This is a genomic window from Haladaptatus ordinarius (assembly GCF_054177595.1).
Genome location: NZ_JBPEHH010000001.1, coordinates 165,227 through 180,636 on the forward strand (window position 1 = coordinate 165,227; position 15,410 = coordinate 180,636).

Consider the following 15,410-nt stretch of genomic DNA (forward strand, 5'->3'; position numbering starts at 1 on the left):
AGAGTAATTCGGCCCCATTCCACACCTATTCCCCACTCGAATTCGTCGTACGTACAGAGAGAGTCGAGTGCCGGCCGTCGAGTTCGTTACTCGTTCTCGACGAGATTCCTGAGGTCGTCGTCGTTGTAGTTGACGAGGAGGCGGGACTCGTCTTTGAACGTCCGTAACACGACCTGCGTCGACGAGTGTTCGACCCCGTCGGTGTGGATGATGTTGTCGATGAAATCCTGCAAGTGGTCGTGGTCGCGCAGGTGTGAGATGACGATGAACGACTTCTCGCCGAGCATGAAGTAGACGGTCTGAACGCCCGAGATGTCACAGAGTGCCTCACCGATGTCCTCGTAATCTGGCCCGTACTCGCTCCGAATTTCGGTGATTGCGGTGAGTTCGAGGCCGAGTTTTCGAGCGTCGAGTTCCGAGACGGTTCCCGAGAGGATTCCCTGTTTCCGATACTTGTCGAGTCGGTAGTACACCGTCGAGGTACTGATACCGAGTTCCTCGCCCACCTCGTCTACGTCGATATCACCCTCTCGATCCAGCCATCGAAGGATTTTGAAGTCCTTTTCGTCGAGATTAACGTCTGCCATATCTAACCAATCGAAGCCGTGTTTCTAAAACTTTGCTAAGAATTCCAGATTTGGATGAATCGGACTGCTATGGATTTCAACAGTTGTCGGGTGAGGCGATTGTTCCATTACGCCTCATAAACACGTGTGAAAGGTACGAACTGATTCTCTTATATTTTTCCTTTCCGAAAGAGTGAAAATTCGTTCGAAGGTGATTCGACCCCCTGGCTCCTCGTCGGACGAGCACCGTTCGATGGTGCAAACGGTCTCGCTGGTCGGTGAAACCCACGCGAGCAGATAAGCGATTTGTATTTACCGTCAGGTTCCCTCAGAGAGATATCGGTACGTATTCGCAGCAGTCAGTCGAGTTCGTCTACCGCGTCGACGACGCGAAGGAGAATCTTTCGCTGGGCGCGGCGGAGGTTCTTGGACACCGCCGGTTCCGAGACGTCGAACTGCTCGCCGATGGTCGAGAGGGTCGCCTCGCGTGGCGTATCGAAGTAGCCCCCGCGCACCGCCGCCGAGAGCGTCTTTCGTTCGACGTCGGAGAGTTCACAGCAGCCTTCGACGAGCGACATGCCCGCCTCGACGTTCTGTGCGAACTCCTGAAGCATGCTCATCTCGAGACGGTCGCGCGAGACGACGTCGAAGTCGTTTTCCGTTTCGAGTTTCGCGAGCACGTCGTCGGTCACGCGCGGCGAGTCGAATCCCACGTTCCACAGCTCGCTCCCGTTTTCGATGCTGAACGGGCCGGTGATGTAGCCGTCGTTGTCGCGGATTATCTCCATCGCGTTCGTCTCGCCGATGATGGTTCGAATCTGGGCCGTGTCTCCACGTTTCGAAAGTAGTTCGTACTCGTGTAGATTCTCGTGGTTCGTCAGGGCGTGGAGACCGTTCTCCAGCGTTCCTTGCGTCGCCCCTTCGACGACGATTCGCGTCTCGAGTTCGTTGACCCCAGGGTCGAAATCCCAGTGGAGCGTCGCGAACGACACGTCGTAGTCGTCACTGGTGTCGATGAACGGACAATCGTACTGCTCCATGTCCAACGCGATTGTAATCATGATACTTTCGGCGCTCTCTCACTGGTATGGCTTCACACCCCATATCGTTTTTCATCGGTCGATTCCCCAATATCAGCCGTCCGACCGCGAAATATCCATCACGTTAATCGATTAACCACCGGCTATTAGCGGTTGACACACCGCATATTCTGTGTGGTAACAGTTCGCAGTGGTCGGCCCGCAGGTGTCGATGTGACAACACTTGACGTCGTCCGACCATCGCTTCAGAACGGATTGGTGAGAGGATGCAATCGATAGACAACACGGAAGACGATGGAATCGAACGACGAACGATGCTAAAAGCGGTCGGTGGCACGGCACTCGCGGCCGCGCTGGCTGGGTGTTCGACGCTCATCGGCAACGACGAGAACGGTGGAGGCGGTGGTGACGCCGACGTTCCGGACAAGCCGATAAAAGCCGGTCTCCAGACGTTCACGGAGGGCGCAGCGTCGGTTCTGGGTCTGCAGACCCAGTACGGTGCCCAGTTGGCGGTCGAACGAATCAATCAGTCGGGCGGTGTCGCTGGCCGGAAGATAAACCTCGACGTCGTCCACGAGGGCGACAAACAGGTCGAGAACTACAAGCAGTTCGTCGAGGAGGGCAAAGACGTGACGTTCGGTCCCACGTCGAGTGGGGGCCACGCGGCGATGGCTCCCGAAGTCGAATCCCAGGAGGTCGTGAACGTCGGTACCGACGGGACGGTGACGACCCTGTACGAGGAGACGGTCAAAGACCCGACGTACTCGTTCCGGTTTCAGAACTACGACGTGATGGAGGCGTCGGCCGCGGCCCGCGAGGCCGTTCGTCGCCTCGGGAAGAAGAACGTCAACACCGTCGCCGGCATCAACCCCAACTACGCGTTCGGCAAGGACGAGATGGGCATCTTCAAGCAGACGATACAGAAGTTGACCGACGTGAAGGTCGTCTACGAGGGGTATCCCGACCTCGGTGCGAACGACATGTCCACGCACATCACCGAGATAAACAACAAGAAACCGGACGTGACGTTCACGAGTTGCTGGGGTGGCGACGTGACGACGCTCCTGACGCAGGGCAACGCGAACAACATGTTCGGCAATACCCAACTCGTCGGGTCGGTCCTCTACAGCGCGGTCAACGACCTGAAGAAGAACGTCGTACAGAAGGCCGAAGCCATCTCCGGGTCGCGCAACTTCTACTGGGGCGAACCCGACCTCGGCCGCTGGCAACCGGGAAAGCAACTGGTCGAGGACGTCCAATCGAAGTGGAACATCCTCCCGAGTGCCCACTTCATGAGCGGATACGGCGCGGTCGCGGCGTGGGCGACGGCCACCGAGAAGGCCGTCGACCTGACCGGTGGCTGGCCCTCCCAGAAGCAGATCGCTCGGTCGCTCGAAGGCCACGGCTTCTACACGCCAGCGGGCTATCACGTCATCTCCGACGACCATCAGGGGATGTCGAACACCTACTACGGGAAGATGAGCTATTCGAGCGAGTACGGGGCCGCGAAACTCGAAGACGTGAACATGTACAGCGCGCAGGAAGTTGCCCCACCGCCGGGCACGAAGGCCACGAAGTGGATCAACAGTTGGTGATGACAGACGAGATATCGGTTCGAGACGGCCACAGTACCGTTCCTCCATCCCAGCATCCACCATGATCGCATTCGAAAATTTCGTTACGCACACGCTCCACGGCCTCCAGTACGGGTTCATCCTGTTTCTCATCGCGTCCGGACTGACCGTCATCCTCGGCATCCTGGACGTGTTGAACCTCGCACACGGCGAACTGTTCGCGCTCGGGGCGTACGTCGGCTTCAGCGTCATCGGTTTCCTGACCGGAATGCTCAGCCAGCCGACGGACCCCGCCTCACAGGCGGTGTTTCTGGCGGTGGTACTCTTCGGTACGTTCCTCACCGCCCTCGTGTTGGTACCCGTCGGAGTGTTCATCGAAACGACCTTCCTCAGACCCATCTACGACCGCGACGAGGTGTACCAGCTCGTGCTCACCTTCGCGCTGTTGTTGCTCATCAAGGACTTCAACAAGTTCGTCTGGGGACCGGAACCGCTCCGCCTCGGGAACGTCTATCGCGGCATCAACACCATCCCGGTCGCGAAGTTCGTCGGAATCACGTACCCGACGTACAACGTCGTCGTCATCGTGGTTGGTGGCGTCGTCGTCGCGGGCCTGTTCTGGTTCTTCAACCGCACGCGGACTGGACGAATCATCCGCGCGACCGCCATCGACCGAGAGATGGCGACCGCCATCGGCGTGGACACGCACCGGACGTTCACGCTCGTTTTCGCCCTCGGCGCGTTCTTCGCCGGGTTCGCCGGGGCGATGGCGCTCCCACCGATGAACGCGAGTCTGGAGATGGGTGCGAACCCCCTCGTCCTGTCGTTCGTCGTCATCGTCATCGGCGGCCTCGGCAGTCTTCGCGGTGCGTTCGTCGCCGCACTGCTCGTCGGCGTACTGAGTCGGTGGGCGACGTGGCAGTACCCGCCCGCCGAACTGGCGGTTCCGTTCGCCATCATGGCCGTCATCCTGCTCGTCAGGCCGGAAGGCCTGTTCGGCACGTGGGGTGAGGTCCAATGAGCGCCGACACGGGGGGCCGTCGTCCCGGTCTCGTCAGTCGAGACGGGAAGACGCGGGTTCGGGTGATGCGTGGCCTCGAACTGACGAGGCGACAGGCGGGTCTCGCACTGGTCGGACTGGTGGTGTTGTTCGCCGTCCCGGACCTCGTGAAGTTGACGCCGAGTCTGCAGTTGAGCATCGTCCATCAGGGTATCGCGTTCGGACTCGCCGCGGTCGGGCTGAACCTCCTGTTGCGGCACACGCGACTCGTCTCGTTCGGTCACGCGGCGTTCTTCGGAACGGGAGCGTACACGACCGCCATCCTCGCGGCGAAGTTCGACGTCGCACCGATGACGGTGTTGCTGGTGGCGGCGGTGCTCGTGGCGACGGTGATGGCGGCCGTCATCGGCTACCTCTCGCTCCGTCACACCGGTCTGTACTTCTCCCTGCTCACGCTCGCGTTCGGCCAGTTGCTGTACGCGCTGGTGCAGGGTCAGTCATACCTCGGGTCAAGCGACGGCCTGCCCGTCCGTCCCGGTGACGCTCAGCGACCGCTCATCTTCGGGGTCCAGTTCGAACCGGACGTCTACGCGGTGTTGCTCTACTACGTCACCATCGTCCTGGTGGTCGTCTCGCTGCTCGTCATGTATCGCCTCGCACAGTCGCCGTTCGGAACCGCGCTGAACGCCATCGGTCAGGACCGGACCCGAGCACGATTCATCGGTATCCCCGTTCGTCGGTACGTCTGGCTCGCCTTCGTCATCTCGGGAATCTACGGCGGACTCGCGGGGTCTATCTACGCGATGGTCCAACAGCACGTCCGGCCGGGACCGGTGTTGTACTTCCTGCGGTCCGGCGACATCCTGTTCATGGCGATTCTCGGCGGATTCCAGACGTTGCTCGGTCCGCTCGTCGGGGGAATCGTCCTCGTGTTCTTACAGGACGTGGGGCGTGACCTCACGAACTACTTCGACGCGCTCACCGGTCTCGTCTTGCTCGTCATCGTCTTCGCGTTCCCGCGTGGCATCGTGGGGTCGCTCACGAGCGGTGGTCGCGTCCGCATCGCTCTCCGGCGGTTCCGCGACGATCCCAGCGTCGTGGCGAGTTGGGTCGGTCAAAGCGGTGGCGCGCTCGTGACGGCGACGCGGCGCTGGTTCCAGAACGTCCGTTCCATCCTCGGGGTGAGATAGTATGTTAGAAGCGAAGAATCTGCGAAAATCGTTCGGCAAGGTACTGGCGACCAACGGTGTCAGCGTCGAGTTCGGGCGCGAACCGGGCGAGATGGTGTTCATCGTCGGTCCGAACGGGGCGGGGAAGACGACGCTGGTGAACCTGCTCACCGGGCGACTCGACCCCGACGAGGGCGAGGTGTACTTCGTCGAGGGAGAGACCACCACGGACATCACGTCGCTGTCGCCCGACGAGCGCGTTCACGAGGGGCTCGTCAGGAGCTTCCAGGTCGTTCGCCTGTTCGAGGAGATGACTGTTCGGGAGAACGTCCGCACCGCCGTCCTCTCGGAGAAACGGCTAACCTCGAGCATGTTCAGCCTGCACGACCAACACGAGGCGGTCGAGGAGACCGTCGACGAGTTGTTGGCGCAGTTCGGACTGACCGACGACGCCGAGTCGGTCGCCGACGAACTCCCCCACGGGAACCGAAAGCTGCTCGACGTCGCCATGTCTTTCGCGCTCGAACCGAAGTACCTCCTGCTCGACGAACCGACAGCGGGCGTCTCGACCCGCGAGAAGGAGTACGTCATCGACACCATCGCCGAGGTGAGCAAGCAGGAGGGCGTGACGACGGTGACCATCGAACACGACATGGACATCGTCACCGAGTACGCAGACCGTGTCATCGCCCTCCACCGCGGGCAGGTTCACGGCGAGGGAGACCCCTCGATACTGGAGACGGACGACGAACTGCGTCGTCTGCTGTTGGGGGTCGAAGAATGAGTCTGCTCGACCTCCGCGGCGTGAACGCGGCCGTCGAAGGCCACCCGGTGACACACGACCTCGACCTCCGCGTCGACGAAGGCGAGGCGGTCGGTCTCGTCGGGCGGAACGGCGCGGGCAAGACGACCACCTTCCGCGGCGTCATGGGACTGACCGAGGTACGGAGCGGGTCGGTGCAGTTCCGCGGCGAGGAGTTGACACAGCGCTCGCCCGACCGGATTCCCGGACTCGGAATCGGCTATCAGCCCGAAGACCGGAAGCTGTTCACCGGGATGAGCGTGGACGAGAACTTCCGACTGCCCATCTGGTCGATGGGTGACGAACGCGACATCGGCGACGAGGACGCGGCCGTCGAGGGCGTGTACGACGTGTTCGAAGAGCTGTCTGACCGTCGCGACGCCAAGGTCGAAAACCTGAGCGGCGGGCAGGCGAAGATGGTCGCCATCGGACGTGCGCTGGCGCTCCAGCCCGACCTGTTGTTGCTGGACGAACCGCTGGAGGGGCTCGCGCCCGTCGTCGTCTCGAACCTGAAAGAACACATCCGGGCCATCAACGACCGCGGCATCGCGGTTCTTATCGCCGAATCGAACGTCACCCACGTCCCCGACATCGTCGACCGAATCTACGTCGTCGAGCGCGGCGAGATTATCGACAGCGGCGACCCCGACGAACTCGCCGAGGTCGAAGAGATTCAGAAACTGATGCAAGGAAGCGGCAACGAGTAGGCTGCGGTTTTCGTCTTCTCTACTCCGATATCTGCTCTTTCAACTGTTCTTCTCCCGACTGTCTCTCCCGGCTACTTCCCTGTCAACTCCCGTTCTCGCAGCTCCGTGCGCTGAATCTTCCCGGTCGTCGTCTGCGGGAGTTCCGAGACGAACTCGATCTCGCGTGGGTACTCGTACTTGGCGAGACGGTCGCGGACGAGGGTGCGAATCTCCTCGCGGAGCACGTCGGAGCCATCGACACCGGCCACGGGTTGGACGACCGCCTTGATTATCTCACCGCGCGTGTCGTCGGGAATCCCGATGACGCCGACCTGTTCGACCGACTCGTGTTCGAGGATGGCCTTCTCGACCTCGCCGGGACCGACGCGGTAGCCGCTGGTGATGATGAGGTCATCGTCGCGCGATTTGAACCAGACGTAGCCCGCCTCGTCCTGGACCGCCAGGTCGCCGGTGAGGTGCCAGTCACCGACGCGAACCGACTCGGTCTTCTCCGGGTCGTTCCAGTAGCCGTCGAATATCGCGGGCTCGGTCGGATTTCTGACCGCTATCTGGCCGACCTCGCCGCGTGGCAGTTCCTCGCCGGTCTCCGAGTCGACGATGGCGACGTCGTGGCCCGGCACGGGTTTGCCCATGCTCCCCGGCTTCGCTTCGAACCAGTCGTGACAGTTCGAGACAAGCAGGTTCGCCTCCGTCTGCCCGTAGATTTCGTTCACCGTGACGCCAGCCAGTTCCTCCTCTGCCCACGATAGAATCTCGGGGGTCAGCGGTTCGCCACCGGAGCTGATGGCGTCGAGCGAGAGGTCGTACGTCTCGGTCGGATGCTCGACTTCCATCATCATCCGGATGGCGGTCGGCGGGAGGAAGGTATCAGTGATGCCGAACTCCTCCATGAGTTCGAACGCCGTTTCGGGGTCGAACTTCCCCATCGGATAGCCGACGACCGGGCGGCCGTAGTGCCACGCCGGAAACAGCAGGTCACCGAGCGCGCCGATCCACGCCCAGTCGGCGGGCGTCCACGCGACCGTCTTGCCGACGACGTCTCGCTCGAAGTACATCGTGTACGCCGGGCAGTGGCCCAGCCACACCTTGTGAGTGTGGAGCGCACCTTTCGGCGGTCCGGTGCTCCCGCTCGTGTAGATGATGATGGCCGGCGTCTCCGGGTCGGTGTCGGCGAGTTCGAACGACCGGGGCTGACCCTCCAGGAGTTCGTCGAACGTCCGTGCGTCGCCTGCGGCGTCCCCGTCGACTTCGACGACGTGGTCGAGGGCGGCACAGTCGTCGCGGACCTCCTCCAGCGTCTCGCGCAACGACGAGTCCACGACGGCGACCGACGCGCCGCTGTCGTCGAGACGGTAGCCGAGCGCGTCCGGGCCGAACAGCACCGACAGCGGTACCGACACGGCACCGAGCTTCCAGCACGCCAGATGCGTTATCGGGTTCGCGGGTTTCTGCGGAAGGGCGATGGCGACGCGGTCGCCGAATCCCACGCCGAGGTCCGAGAGCGCGTTGGCGACCTGATTCGAGCGCACGTCGATGTCGTGGAAGGTGTACGTCTCCCGTCGCCCGTCGGGATAGGCCTGAAAGAGCGCGACCGATCCCTTCGGGTCGTCGTGTTTCCGGAGTACGTCCTGGGCGATGTTGAACGACTCGGGGAGGTTCCACGAGAACTCGTCTCGGGCGGATTCGTACGTATCGTAGTCGAGCGTGACATACCGCGGCATGGTATATTCTTTCGCACTCGCCCCCATCTAATCCGAGGTTAATATATTGCAGTCGGCGGAAAAACGTGGTGAAACGACCGAATTCTCAGTACGACTTGGCGAAGTAGGCCGTCTCCTCTGCGTCGTCGCCACAGACCCCACACTCGTCGTGGATGGGTTCTTCGTCGCGGTCGAGGGGAACCATCACGATCTCCGCGGAAATCTGGTCTTTGATTTCGGCTTCACAGTCCTCGTCGCCACACCACGCCGTCTTGACGTAGCCACCGTGCTGGCCGATGGTGCCGAGGATGTCGGCGCGCGAGTCGGCCTCGCGGACGTTCGCTTCGAGGTTCTCCTCGGCGGCCTCGTACATCTTGTCGTACACCACGTCGAAGTGGTCGCGAGCCGCGTCCGCGATACCTGCACGGTCTTCCACGACCGACTCGCCGTCGGGTCGGTGGACGACCGTCACCTCGTCGTCTTCGACTTCGTTCGGGCCGATCTCGAAGCGGACGGGGACGCCTTTCAGCTCCCACTCGTTGAATTTGAAACCGGGGTTGCGCTCGTCGCGGTCGTCCAGTTCGACGTGGACGCCCTCGGCTTCGAGGTCGTCGGCGATGCCCTCGGCGTACGAGAGCACCTCCTCGCGGTTCTCCTCCTGCCAGATGGGGATGATGACCACCTGTTCGGGGGCGATAGCGGGCGGGCAGACGAAGCCCTGCTCGTCGCTGTGGGTCATGATGAGCGCGCCGAGTGCGCGCCACGACAGCCCCCACGAGGTGGTGTGTGCCACGCGCTCGTCCTCGTTCTCGTCGGTGAAATAGAGGTCGTACGCCTCCGCGAACCCCTGCCCGAGGTAGTGGCTCGTCCCGCCCTGCACCGACTTGCCGTCGGGCATGAGCGCTTCGACGGTCGTCGTGGTGTCCGCACCGGGGAACTTGTCGTGTTCGGGTTTGCGTCCGCGCATGACCGGAATCGCCAGCACGTCCTCGTAGAGGCGTTCGTACTGTCCGAGGCGGGTCATCGTCTCGTCCCACGCCTCCTCTCTCGTCTCGTGGGCGGTGTGGCCCTCCTGCCAGAGGAACTCCTTGGTCCGGAAGAACGGCTTCGTGTCGGTCGCCTCCCATCGGATGACGCTACACCACTGGTTGAGGCGCAGTGGCAGGTCGCGGTGGCTCCGAACCCACTGGCTCATGAACGGCGTGATGATGCTCTCGCTGGTGGGGCGGAACGCGAGTCGCTCTTCGAGTTCGTCGTGCCCGCCGTGGGTCACCCACGCCACCTCGGGGTCGAACCCTTCGACGATGTCGCTCTCGCGTTCGAGGTAGCTCTCGGGGATGAGCGCGGGGAAGTAAGCGTTCTGCGACCCCGTCTGCTTGAACCACGAGTCGAGGTGGTCTTGCACACCCTCCCAGAGCGCGTAGCCCCGAGGGCGGGTGATGATGAATCCGCCCATGGGGGCGTAGTCCGCGAGTCCTGCCTTCAGTACCACTTCGGCGTACCAGTCACCGGGCTGGTGTTGTTTGCTCTTGGTGATTCCGAGTTCCTGCTCGTTGCTCATACTCGGAGGTCAGTCACGAGAATAATAAACCCGCTGTGTTCGATGTCAGGCGGTTCGTGAGAGCGGTCGTTTGTCTGGTGTCGGACGTCAGTTGGCCGGATGCAGAGAAGGCTATTTCAGGATGATGGTGTGAACTGATAATGTGGACATCCCAGAAAGCCCTCGTGGGCTAGGCCACCGGAAGACGTTCCTGCTCACTCCGTTGTGCGGGCGTGCGACTTCCGTGGTCACACTCACGTCCATTCGCGTGACTTGCGCGCCCCATGCTGCGCGCCTCACCTCACTCCGCTCGGTTGCGGTGTCTGGGTGGACTGAAAGGGGCCTGGGGCTTTCGAAGACACGAGCACCTCGTAGTGGAATCATCTCGAAGAGAGCTTGGAAACGTCCGAGAACCAGTCTATCGGCTCGTTCACGACCAATCCAACAACGTGTCCCCGCCGTCTCGAAAGCCGACGTCCGTCTCCAGTTCGTGTTCCAACAACTCCGCACCCTCCGCGTCGAACCGGAACCAGCCCGAAAAGGTCTCACCGGAGAACAGATGCGGCATCCAGAGGCAGTCGTCCTCCCATATCTCGTCGTAGGGGACGCTCTTGAAGTCGAACCACCGGGGGTCGGCCTCCGGTGGTTCCTGCGGTTCGCCGGCGAACTCCTCGGCGCGGAAGACGTGGACGAACATCTTCGGTTCGTGACCGAACACGAACTCGAACTCGCCGACTTTGGTCAGGTCGGCCACAGACACCCGAATCTCCTCCTTGACCTCCAAACCACGTTCTCGCGGGGCGTCTCACCGTCCTCATCTTCCCACCGGGGCCGACGAACTTCCCCTCGCCGAGCCCGCGCTTCTTTCGGCTGAGCAGGACGCGCTCGTTTCGGATGGGATAACAGAGCGTCGCGGGTTGCATGCCGATTCGCTGTCGGCCCACTCGTGTCTGTGTTCCGGAAATTGAGAGAGGATGGAATCCTCCAGGGACTGAGATACAGTTTTACGCCCAGTCGTCGAAGATATCGTATGCGAACGCCGATAATTAGCGCGCCCACGGGGGGTATGAAACGACGGTGGTTTCGCTGGCTCGGGGTGCTCGTCCTGCTTCTGAATCTGGGGTTTCTCGCCATCGTCGGAATCGACGTGCTGGCGGACGGATACCGACTCGCGCAGTTGGTGCTCGGGAGCCTCAGCGGTCTCCTCTTCGTGCTCTCGACCGTCGAACTCCCGTGGAGCGTCGAGTGGTATCGACTGGCCGGGGCAGGTTACCTCTGCTTTGCGGCGTCGTACCTGCTCACGAACCTCGCCACAGAGGGCGAACTCCTGTGGGTCGTCGTGACCGTCGTCGGGACGGCCGTGTTCGGCTTCATCGGATTCGACATCGCCCGTGGTGGGCGACACTTCGACCTCGACACCAACGCCTGATTCGTTCCCGACACCGGACTCACTCGACCGAAAACGGACTCTCCCCGTCCGTCCACGTCCACCCCGGCAATCGCGTCTGGAATCCGGCGGCCAGTGCGGCATCCAGGTCGTCTACTCCCGCTACCTCGTCGTCGACGTGATGGAGTACGTCCGCGTAGTGGAACGTCGCCTCACCCAGCAGACGGAAAGGTTGGTTGCCCGCGAGCATCCCGGCGAGTTCTCTCCCCAGGAGTTCGTCCACGACGAACCCCGGGTAGTCGTCGTCCACGTCGAGGTCGCGGAGGATGGCGACCAGACCGGCGACGTTCACCGCGAGGTCGCCGTCGGCGAAGACGGCGTCCACTTCGTCTCGGTACGTCGATTCGGTGACGCTCGCCACGTCCGTTCCGAACGTTTCACCGAGGTCTGCTCGGACGCGGTTGATGAGCGCCACTACGTCGGTTCGCGCTCGAATCCAGTCGTGTTGGTCGGCGACCGTGGCCGGAGAGAGGTGCATGGGAGACACGTTGGGCAGAGTAGATTTAGGAGTTTTGAGAAGGCTTTTATAATCCGACCGTTTACTGGGTGATAAGCGGGTTTTCCTGAGTCCCCCTGAACATTGGCTTTCGGAGACCAGGATTTCAGTACGCACGACAGTGCGAAATTCCAAAATCCCGCAGAAAATCGAGACAATCTATGTTGTGCTGTACGAGTCGTAGTGGTCACGGTGGTCGAACCCACCGTCTACGACGGCCGGGATATCGGACGGACAGCACACCGTCTCCTAACAGACGAGCGGACTGTTTTCACCATGAGTAAAGTAGAGCAACAACTCGAAGACCTCAAAGCAACGATCACGAGCGAACTGCCGAGTAACATTTCGGTGTCGGACGTAAAGTACGAAGGACCCGAACTGGTCGTCTACACGCGCCACCCCAAGAAGTTCGCACAGAACGGGGACCTGATTCGAAAACTGGCGAGCCAGCTTCGAAAGCGTATCACGGTTCGGCCAGACCCGGACGTACTCTCGCGCCCCGAGAGTGCCCGCGAAGATATTCTCGACGTCATCCCCAACGAAGCGGGCGTGACTGACCTCGACTTCCACGCTGACACTGGGGAAGTCGTCATCGAAGCCGGAAAACCCGGAATGGTCATCGGCAAGCACGGGAGCACGCTCCGCCAGATAACACAGGAAGTCGGCTGGACGCCGGAGGTCGTCCGCACGCCCCCCATCGAATCTTCGACGGTGTCGAACGTCAGGAACTTCCTGAAACAGGAACGCGAAGACCGACGAGACATCCTAGAGAAGGTCGGCAGGCAGATTCACCGCGAGGAGATGAGCAACGAAGAGTGGGTTCGTATCACGACACTCGGCTGTTGCCGCGAAGTCGGCCGAGCGAGTTTCATCCTCTCGACGCCCGAGACGCGTATCCTCGTCGACTGCGGTGACAAACCCGGTTCCGACGACGTGCCGTACCTCCAGGTCGAAGAAGCTCTCGGCGCGGGTGCGAGCACCATCGACGCGGTGGTGCTCACCCACGCTCACCTGGACCATAGTGCGCTCATCCCGCTGTTGTTCAAGTACGGCTACGACGGCCCGATTTACACCACAGAACCGACCCGTGACCTGATGGGGCTCCTCCAGCTCGACTACCTCGACGTGGCCGCCAAAGAGGGTCGCGTTCCACCGTACGAGAGCGAGATGGTTCGAGAGGCTATCAAGCACACCATCCCGCTCGAATACGGTGACGTGACCGACATCGCACCGGACGTGAAACTCACGTTCCACAACGCGGGTCACATCCTCGGCTCCGCAGTCTCCCACTTCCATATCGGAGACGGCCTGTACAACGTCGCGTTCTCGGGCGACATTCACTACACCGACACTCGCCTGTTCAACGGAGCGGTAAACGACTTCCCGCGCGTCGAAACGCTCGTCCTCGAATCCACCTACGGCGGGCGGAACGACTACCAGACCGACCAGGCAGACTCCGAGAAGAACTTGAAGAAGATAATCAAAGAGACCTACGAGAAGGGTGGCAAGGTCGTCATCCCTGCGTTCGCGGTGGGGCGGTCACAGGAGATGATGCTCGTCATCGAGGAGGCGATGCGCAACGGCGACATTCCGACCATGCCGGTGCATCTGGACGGGATGATATGGGAGGCGACGGCCATTCACACCACCTATCCCGAGTACCTCCGCGACGACCTCCGCGACCGCATCTTCCACGAAGACGAGAATCCGTTCCTCGCCCCGCAGTTCAACCACATCGACGGCGGCGAGGACGAACGACAGGACGTCGCCGACGGCGACCCGGCAATCGTCCTCTCGACCTCCGGGATGGTCACCGGCGGCCCCATCATGTCGTGGCTCGAGCATCTCGGGGGCGACCCGGACAACACGATGGTCTTCGTCGGCTATCAGGCACAGGGAACGCTCGGGCGACGCATCCAGACCGGCTGGGACGAGATTCCGCTCAACGGACGTGGCGGGCGCAACAAGACGCTCAGCCTCGAGATGGACGTCGAGACGGTCGACGGGTTCTCCGGCCACGCGGACCGCGCTGGCCTGATGAACTTCGTCAAGACGATGAATCCACGCCCCGAGAAGGTGCTCTGTGTCCACGGTGACGAGAGTTCGACACAGGACCTCTCCTCGTCGCTCTACCACGAGTTCAACATCCGCACCTTCGCGCCGAAGAACCTGGAGACGTTCCGCTTCAAGTGAACGCTCTCGCTCGGTGCTGACGCACCTCGCTCGCCCTTTTCACGTCCACCAGTGGAAGGCTGTCTTCCCTGGGTCGATTCGTCTTTTACGAGAGAGCGAAGAATCGAGCGATTTCGTTCCGGTTTATTTATGTTTCCGCTGCGATTCGAATGGAATCCATGCCCACCGAAATCAATCGCAGGGAGGTCGAAACCCGGATGGAGCGACTCCGAGGAGAGTATAGAGACGTGCCGGTCAAAACCAGACGTGGGAACGAGCGCCCGAGGTGTTCGCGAAAGTTCTCGACCACGCCCGCGACGGCTATCTCGGCGGTGCCTATGCGTGGGTCGTGCGGCATCCTGCGGACGCGCCGTCGCTGTCTGACTCGATGCCCGAGGACGCCCGCGACGACCAGTCTCGGGTGTTGATGATTCTCAGTCGCGGGGCCGAGTCGTGGGGACTGCCTGGCGGTGGACGAGAGGACGGCGAGACGTTCGAGGAGACGGCCATTCGAGAAATCGAGGAGGAGACGAACGTTCGCTGTTCGCTCGCGGAACCGTTCTTGCTCCGACAGGCGACAGTCGTCTCCGAGGGCGACCACGACGAGCGAATCCACCTCCTGTACGTCTTTTTCGACGCCGAGTATCGAGACGGCACGATAGCGATTCAGGGCGGCGAACTCACCGGTGCGGCGTGGTTCGCAAAACCACCGGAGAAGATGCTTCCGGCGAACGAGCGGCGTGCGGAAGACTGGTGTTAGTGCTCGACGAACTCGACGAGGACGCCGTCGGTCGATTTGGGATGCAAGAAGGCCACGTCGTGGCCCCAAGCGCCGGGGCGGGGTTCTTCGTCGATGAGTTCGACGCCGTGCTCGCGGGCCGTCCCCAGCGCGCGCTCGATGTCGTCGGTTCGGAGCGCGACGTGGTGGATACCCGCACCGTTCCGGTCGAGATAGCGCGAAATCGTCCCCTCTTCGATGGGTTCGAGCAGTTCGAAGTAGCTCCCGTCGAAGTCGAGGAAGACGACCTTCAGTCCGTCGAACGTCTCCTCGTGTGCGACGGGGGCATCGAAGAGCGTTCCGTACAGTTCGGCCAGTTCGCCCGCGTCCTCGGTTGCGATTCCGAGATGGTCGATTTGCATAGGTAGACCTCACCGTGGGGCGGTATAACTCCGGTGAAACGGGAGGAGAAGAGACGG

The 15,410-nt window shown here is 61.7% G+C and carries 15 protein-coding genes; 8 read left to right on the forward strand and 7 right to left on the reverse strand.

The genetic code is table 11. The annotated features are described in order from the left end of the window. Positions 1-86: 86 nt before the first annotated feature. Together ACR3FF_RS00935 and ACR3FF_RS00940 are read right to left on the reverse strand one after the other, a co-directional pair. Positions 87-587 (reverse strand): Lrp/AsnC family transcriptional regulator, encoded by a 501-nt coding sequence (locus ACR3FF_RS00935; RefSeq protein ID WP_458185210.1) that lies wholly within the window; start codon positions 585-587, stop codon positions 87-89. Positions 588-925: 338 nt separating this feature from the next. Further along, a complete protein-coding gene (locus ACR3FF_RS00940; RefSeq protein WP_458185212.1) occupies positions 926-1,627 on the reverse strand; it encodes a helix-turn-helix domain-containing protein in 702 nt (233 codons plus the stop codon). 293 nt (positions 1,628-1,920) lie between these two features. Between ACR3FF_RS00940 and ACR3FF_RS00945 the strand changes: the two genes are divergently transcribed. From ACR3FF_RS00945 to ACR3FF_RS00965, 5 genes are all read left to right on the forward strand, one after another. Then, entirely contained in the window at positions 1,921-3,201 is a 1,281-nt protein-coding gene (locus tag ACR3FF_RS00945) for an ABC transporter substrate-binding protein (RefSeq protein WP_458185353.1), read from the forward strand. 61 nt (positions 3,202-3,262) lie between these two features. Next, entirely contained in the window at positions 3,263-4,201 is a 939-nt protein-coding gene (locus ACR3FF_RS00950; RefSeq protein ID WP_458185214.1) for a branched-chain amino acid ABC transporter permease, read from the forward strand. Further along, positions 4,198-5,370: a branched-chain amino acid ABC transporter permease gene (locus ACR3FF_RS00955; RefSeq protein WP_458185216.1), complete on the forward strand. Its 1,173-nt coding sequence runs from the start codon at positions 4,198-4,200 to the stop codon at positions 5,368-5,370. Before ACR3FF_RS00950 ends, ACR3FF_RS00955 begins: the two co-directional genes overlap by 4 nt. A 1-nt stretch (position 5,371) precedes the next feature. Continuing rightward, a complete protein-coding gene (locus ACR3FF_RS00960; RefSeq protein ID WP_458185218.1) occupies positions 5,372-6,133 on the forward strand; it encodes an ABC transporter ATP-binding protein in 762 nt (253 codons plus the stop codon). Beyond that, complete coding sequence (locus ACR3FF_RS00965; protein WP_458185220.1) at positions 6,130-6,858, forward strand: ABC transporter ATP-binding protein; 729 nt, start codon at positions 6,130-6,132, stop codon at positions 6,856-6,858. The genes ACR3FF_RS00960 and ACR3FF_RS00965 overlap by 4 nt, the downstream gene beginning before the upstream one ends. Positions 6,859-6,929: 71 nt before the next feature. On the opposite strand, the gene ACR3FF_RS00970 is transcribed toward ACR3FF_RS00965, so the two are convergent. The 3 genes from ACR3FF_RS00970 to ACR3FF_RS00980 all read right to left on the reverse strand — a co-directional run bounded on the left by ACR3FF_RS00970 (position 6,930) and on the right by ACR3FF_RS00980 (position 10,882). After that, a complete protein-coding gene (locus ACR3FF_RS00970; protein WP_458185222.1) occupies positions 6,930-8,579 on the reverse strand; it encodes an AMP-binding protein in 1,650 nt (549 codons plus the stop codon). Positions 8,580-8,664: 85 nt separating this feature from the next. After that, positions 8,665-10,119 carry a proline--tRNA ligase gene (gene proS, locus ACR3FF_RS00975; protein ID WP_458185224.1) on the reverse strand — a complete coding sequence of 485 codons (1,455 nt, stop codon included), beginning with the start codon at positions 10,117-10,119 and terminating at the stop codon, positions 8,665-8,667. A gap of 409 nt (positions 10,120-10,528) precedes the next feature. Then, positions 10,529-10,882 (reverse strand): NUDIX hydrolase, encoded by a 354-nt coding sequence (locus tag ACR3FF_RS00980; protein ID WP_458185226.1) that lies wholly within the window; start codon positions 10,880-10,882, stop codon positions 10,529-10,531. 246 nt (positions 10,883-11,128) lie between these two features. Here ACR3FF_RS00980 and ACR3FF_RS00985 point away from each other — a divergent pair, with 246 nt between their 5' ends. Next, positions 11,129-11,527, forward strand: coding sequence for a DUF7994 family protein (locus ACR3FF_RS00985; RefSeq protein ID WP_458185227.1), 399 nt, complete (start codon positions 11,129-11,131; stop codon positions 11,525-11,527). Between the two features lie 19 nt (positions 11,528-11,546). Here ACR3FF_RS00985 and ACR3FF_RS00990 read toward each other — a convergent pair whose 3' ends face one another. Then, a complete protein-coding gene (locus tag ACR3FF_RS00990; RefSeq protein WP_458185229.1) occupies positions 11,547-12,023 on the reverse strand; it encodes a DUF7984 family protein in 477 nt (158 codons plus the stop codon). Between the two features lie 294 nt (positions 12,024-12,317). Between ACR3FF_RS00990 and ACR3FF_RS00995 the strand changes: the two genes are divergently transcribed. Both ACR3FF_RS00995 and ACR3FF_RS01000 read left to right on the forward strand, forming a co-directional pair. Beyond that, the gene (locus ACR3FF_RS00995; protein ID WP_458185231.1) at positions 12,318-14,234 is read left to right on the forward strand and encodes a beta-CASP ribonuclease aCPSF1; all 1,917 of its coding nucleotides are present in this window, start codon (positions 12,318-12,320) and stop codon (positions 14,232-14,234) included. 265 nt (positions 14,235-14,499) lie between these two features. Further along, complete coding sequence (locus ACR3FF_RS01000; RefSeq protein ID WP_458185233.1) at positions 14,500-14,973, forward strand: NUDIX hydrolase; 474 nt, start codon at positions 14,500-14,502, stop codon at positions 14,971-14,973. Here the strand turns inward: ACR3FF_RS01000 and mce are convergent. Beyond that, the gene (mce, locus tag ACR3FF_RS01005; RefSeq protein WP_458185234.1) at positions 14,970-15,353 is read right to left on the reverse strand and encodes a methylmalonyl-CoA epimerase; all 384 of its coding nucleotides are present in this window, start codon (positions 15,351-15,353) and stop codon (positions 14,970-14,972) included. The two genes, ACR3FF_RS01000 and mce, sit on opposite strands and share 4 nt — an antisense overlap. Positions 15,354-15,410 lie beyond the last annotated feature (57 nt).

Coding starts and splice junctions, on each gene's coding strand:
- ACR3FF_RS00965 (WP_458185220.1), top strand. CDS start 6,130: ATGAGTCTGCTCGACCTCCGCGGCGTGAACGCGGCCGTCGAAGGCCAC.
- ACR3FF_RS00995 (WP_458185231.1), top strand. CDS start 12,318: ATGAGTAAAGTAGAGCAACAACTCGAAGACCTCAAAGCAACGATCACG.
- ACR3FF_RS00970 (WP_458185222.1), bottom strand. CDS start 8,579: ATGCCGCGGTATGTCACGCTCGACTACGATACGTACGAATCCGCCCGA.
- ACR3FF_RS00940 (WP_458185212.1), bottom strand. CDS start 1,627: ATGATTACAATCGCGTTGGACATGGAGCAGTACGATTGTCCGTTCATC.
- ACR3FF_RS00990 (WP_458185229.1), bottom strand. CDS start 12,023: ATGCACCTCTCTCCGGCCACGGTCGCCGACCAACACGACTGGATTCGA.
- ACR3FF_RS00950 (WP_458185214.1), top strand. CDS start 3,263: ATGATCGCATTCGAAAATTTCGTTACGCACACGCTCCACGGCCTCCAG.
- ACR3FF_RS00935 (WP_458185210.1), bottom strand. CDS start 587: ATGGCAGACGTTAATCTCGACGAAAAGGACTTCAAAATCCTTCGATGG.
- ACR3FF_RS00945 (WP_458185353.1), top strand. CDS start 1,921: ATGCTAAAAGCGGTCGGTGGCACGGCACTCGCGGCCGCGCTGGCTGGG.
- proS (WP_458185224.1), bottom strand. CDS start 10,119: ATGAGCAACGAGCAGGAACTCGGAATCACCAAGAGCAAACAACACCAG.
- mce (WP_458185234.1), bottom strand. CDS start 15,353: ATGCAAATCGACCATCTCGGAATCGCAACCGAGGACGCGGGCGAACTG.
- ACR3FF_RS00955 (WP_458185216.1), top strand. CDS start 4,198: ATGAGCGCCGACACGGGGGGCCGTCGTCCCGGTCTCGTCAGTCGAGAC.
- ACR3FF_RS00985 (WP_458185227.1), top strand. CDS start 11,129: ATGCGAACGCCGATAATTAGCGCGCCCACGGGGGGTATGAAACGACGG.
- ACR3FF_RS00960 (WP_458185218.1), top strand. CDS start 5,372: ATGTTAGAAGCGAAGAATCTGCGAAAATCGTTCGGCAAGGTACTGGCG.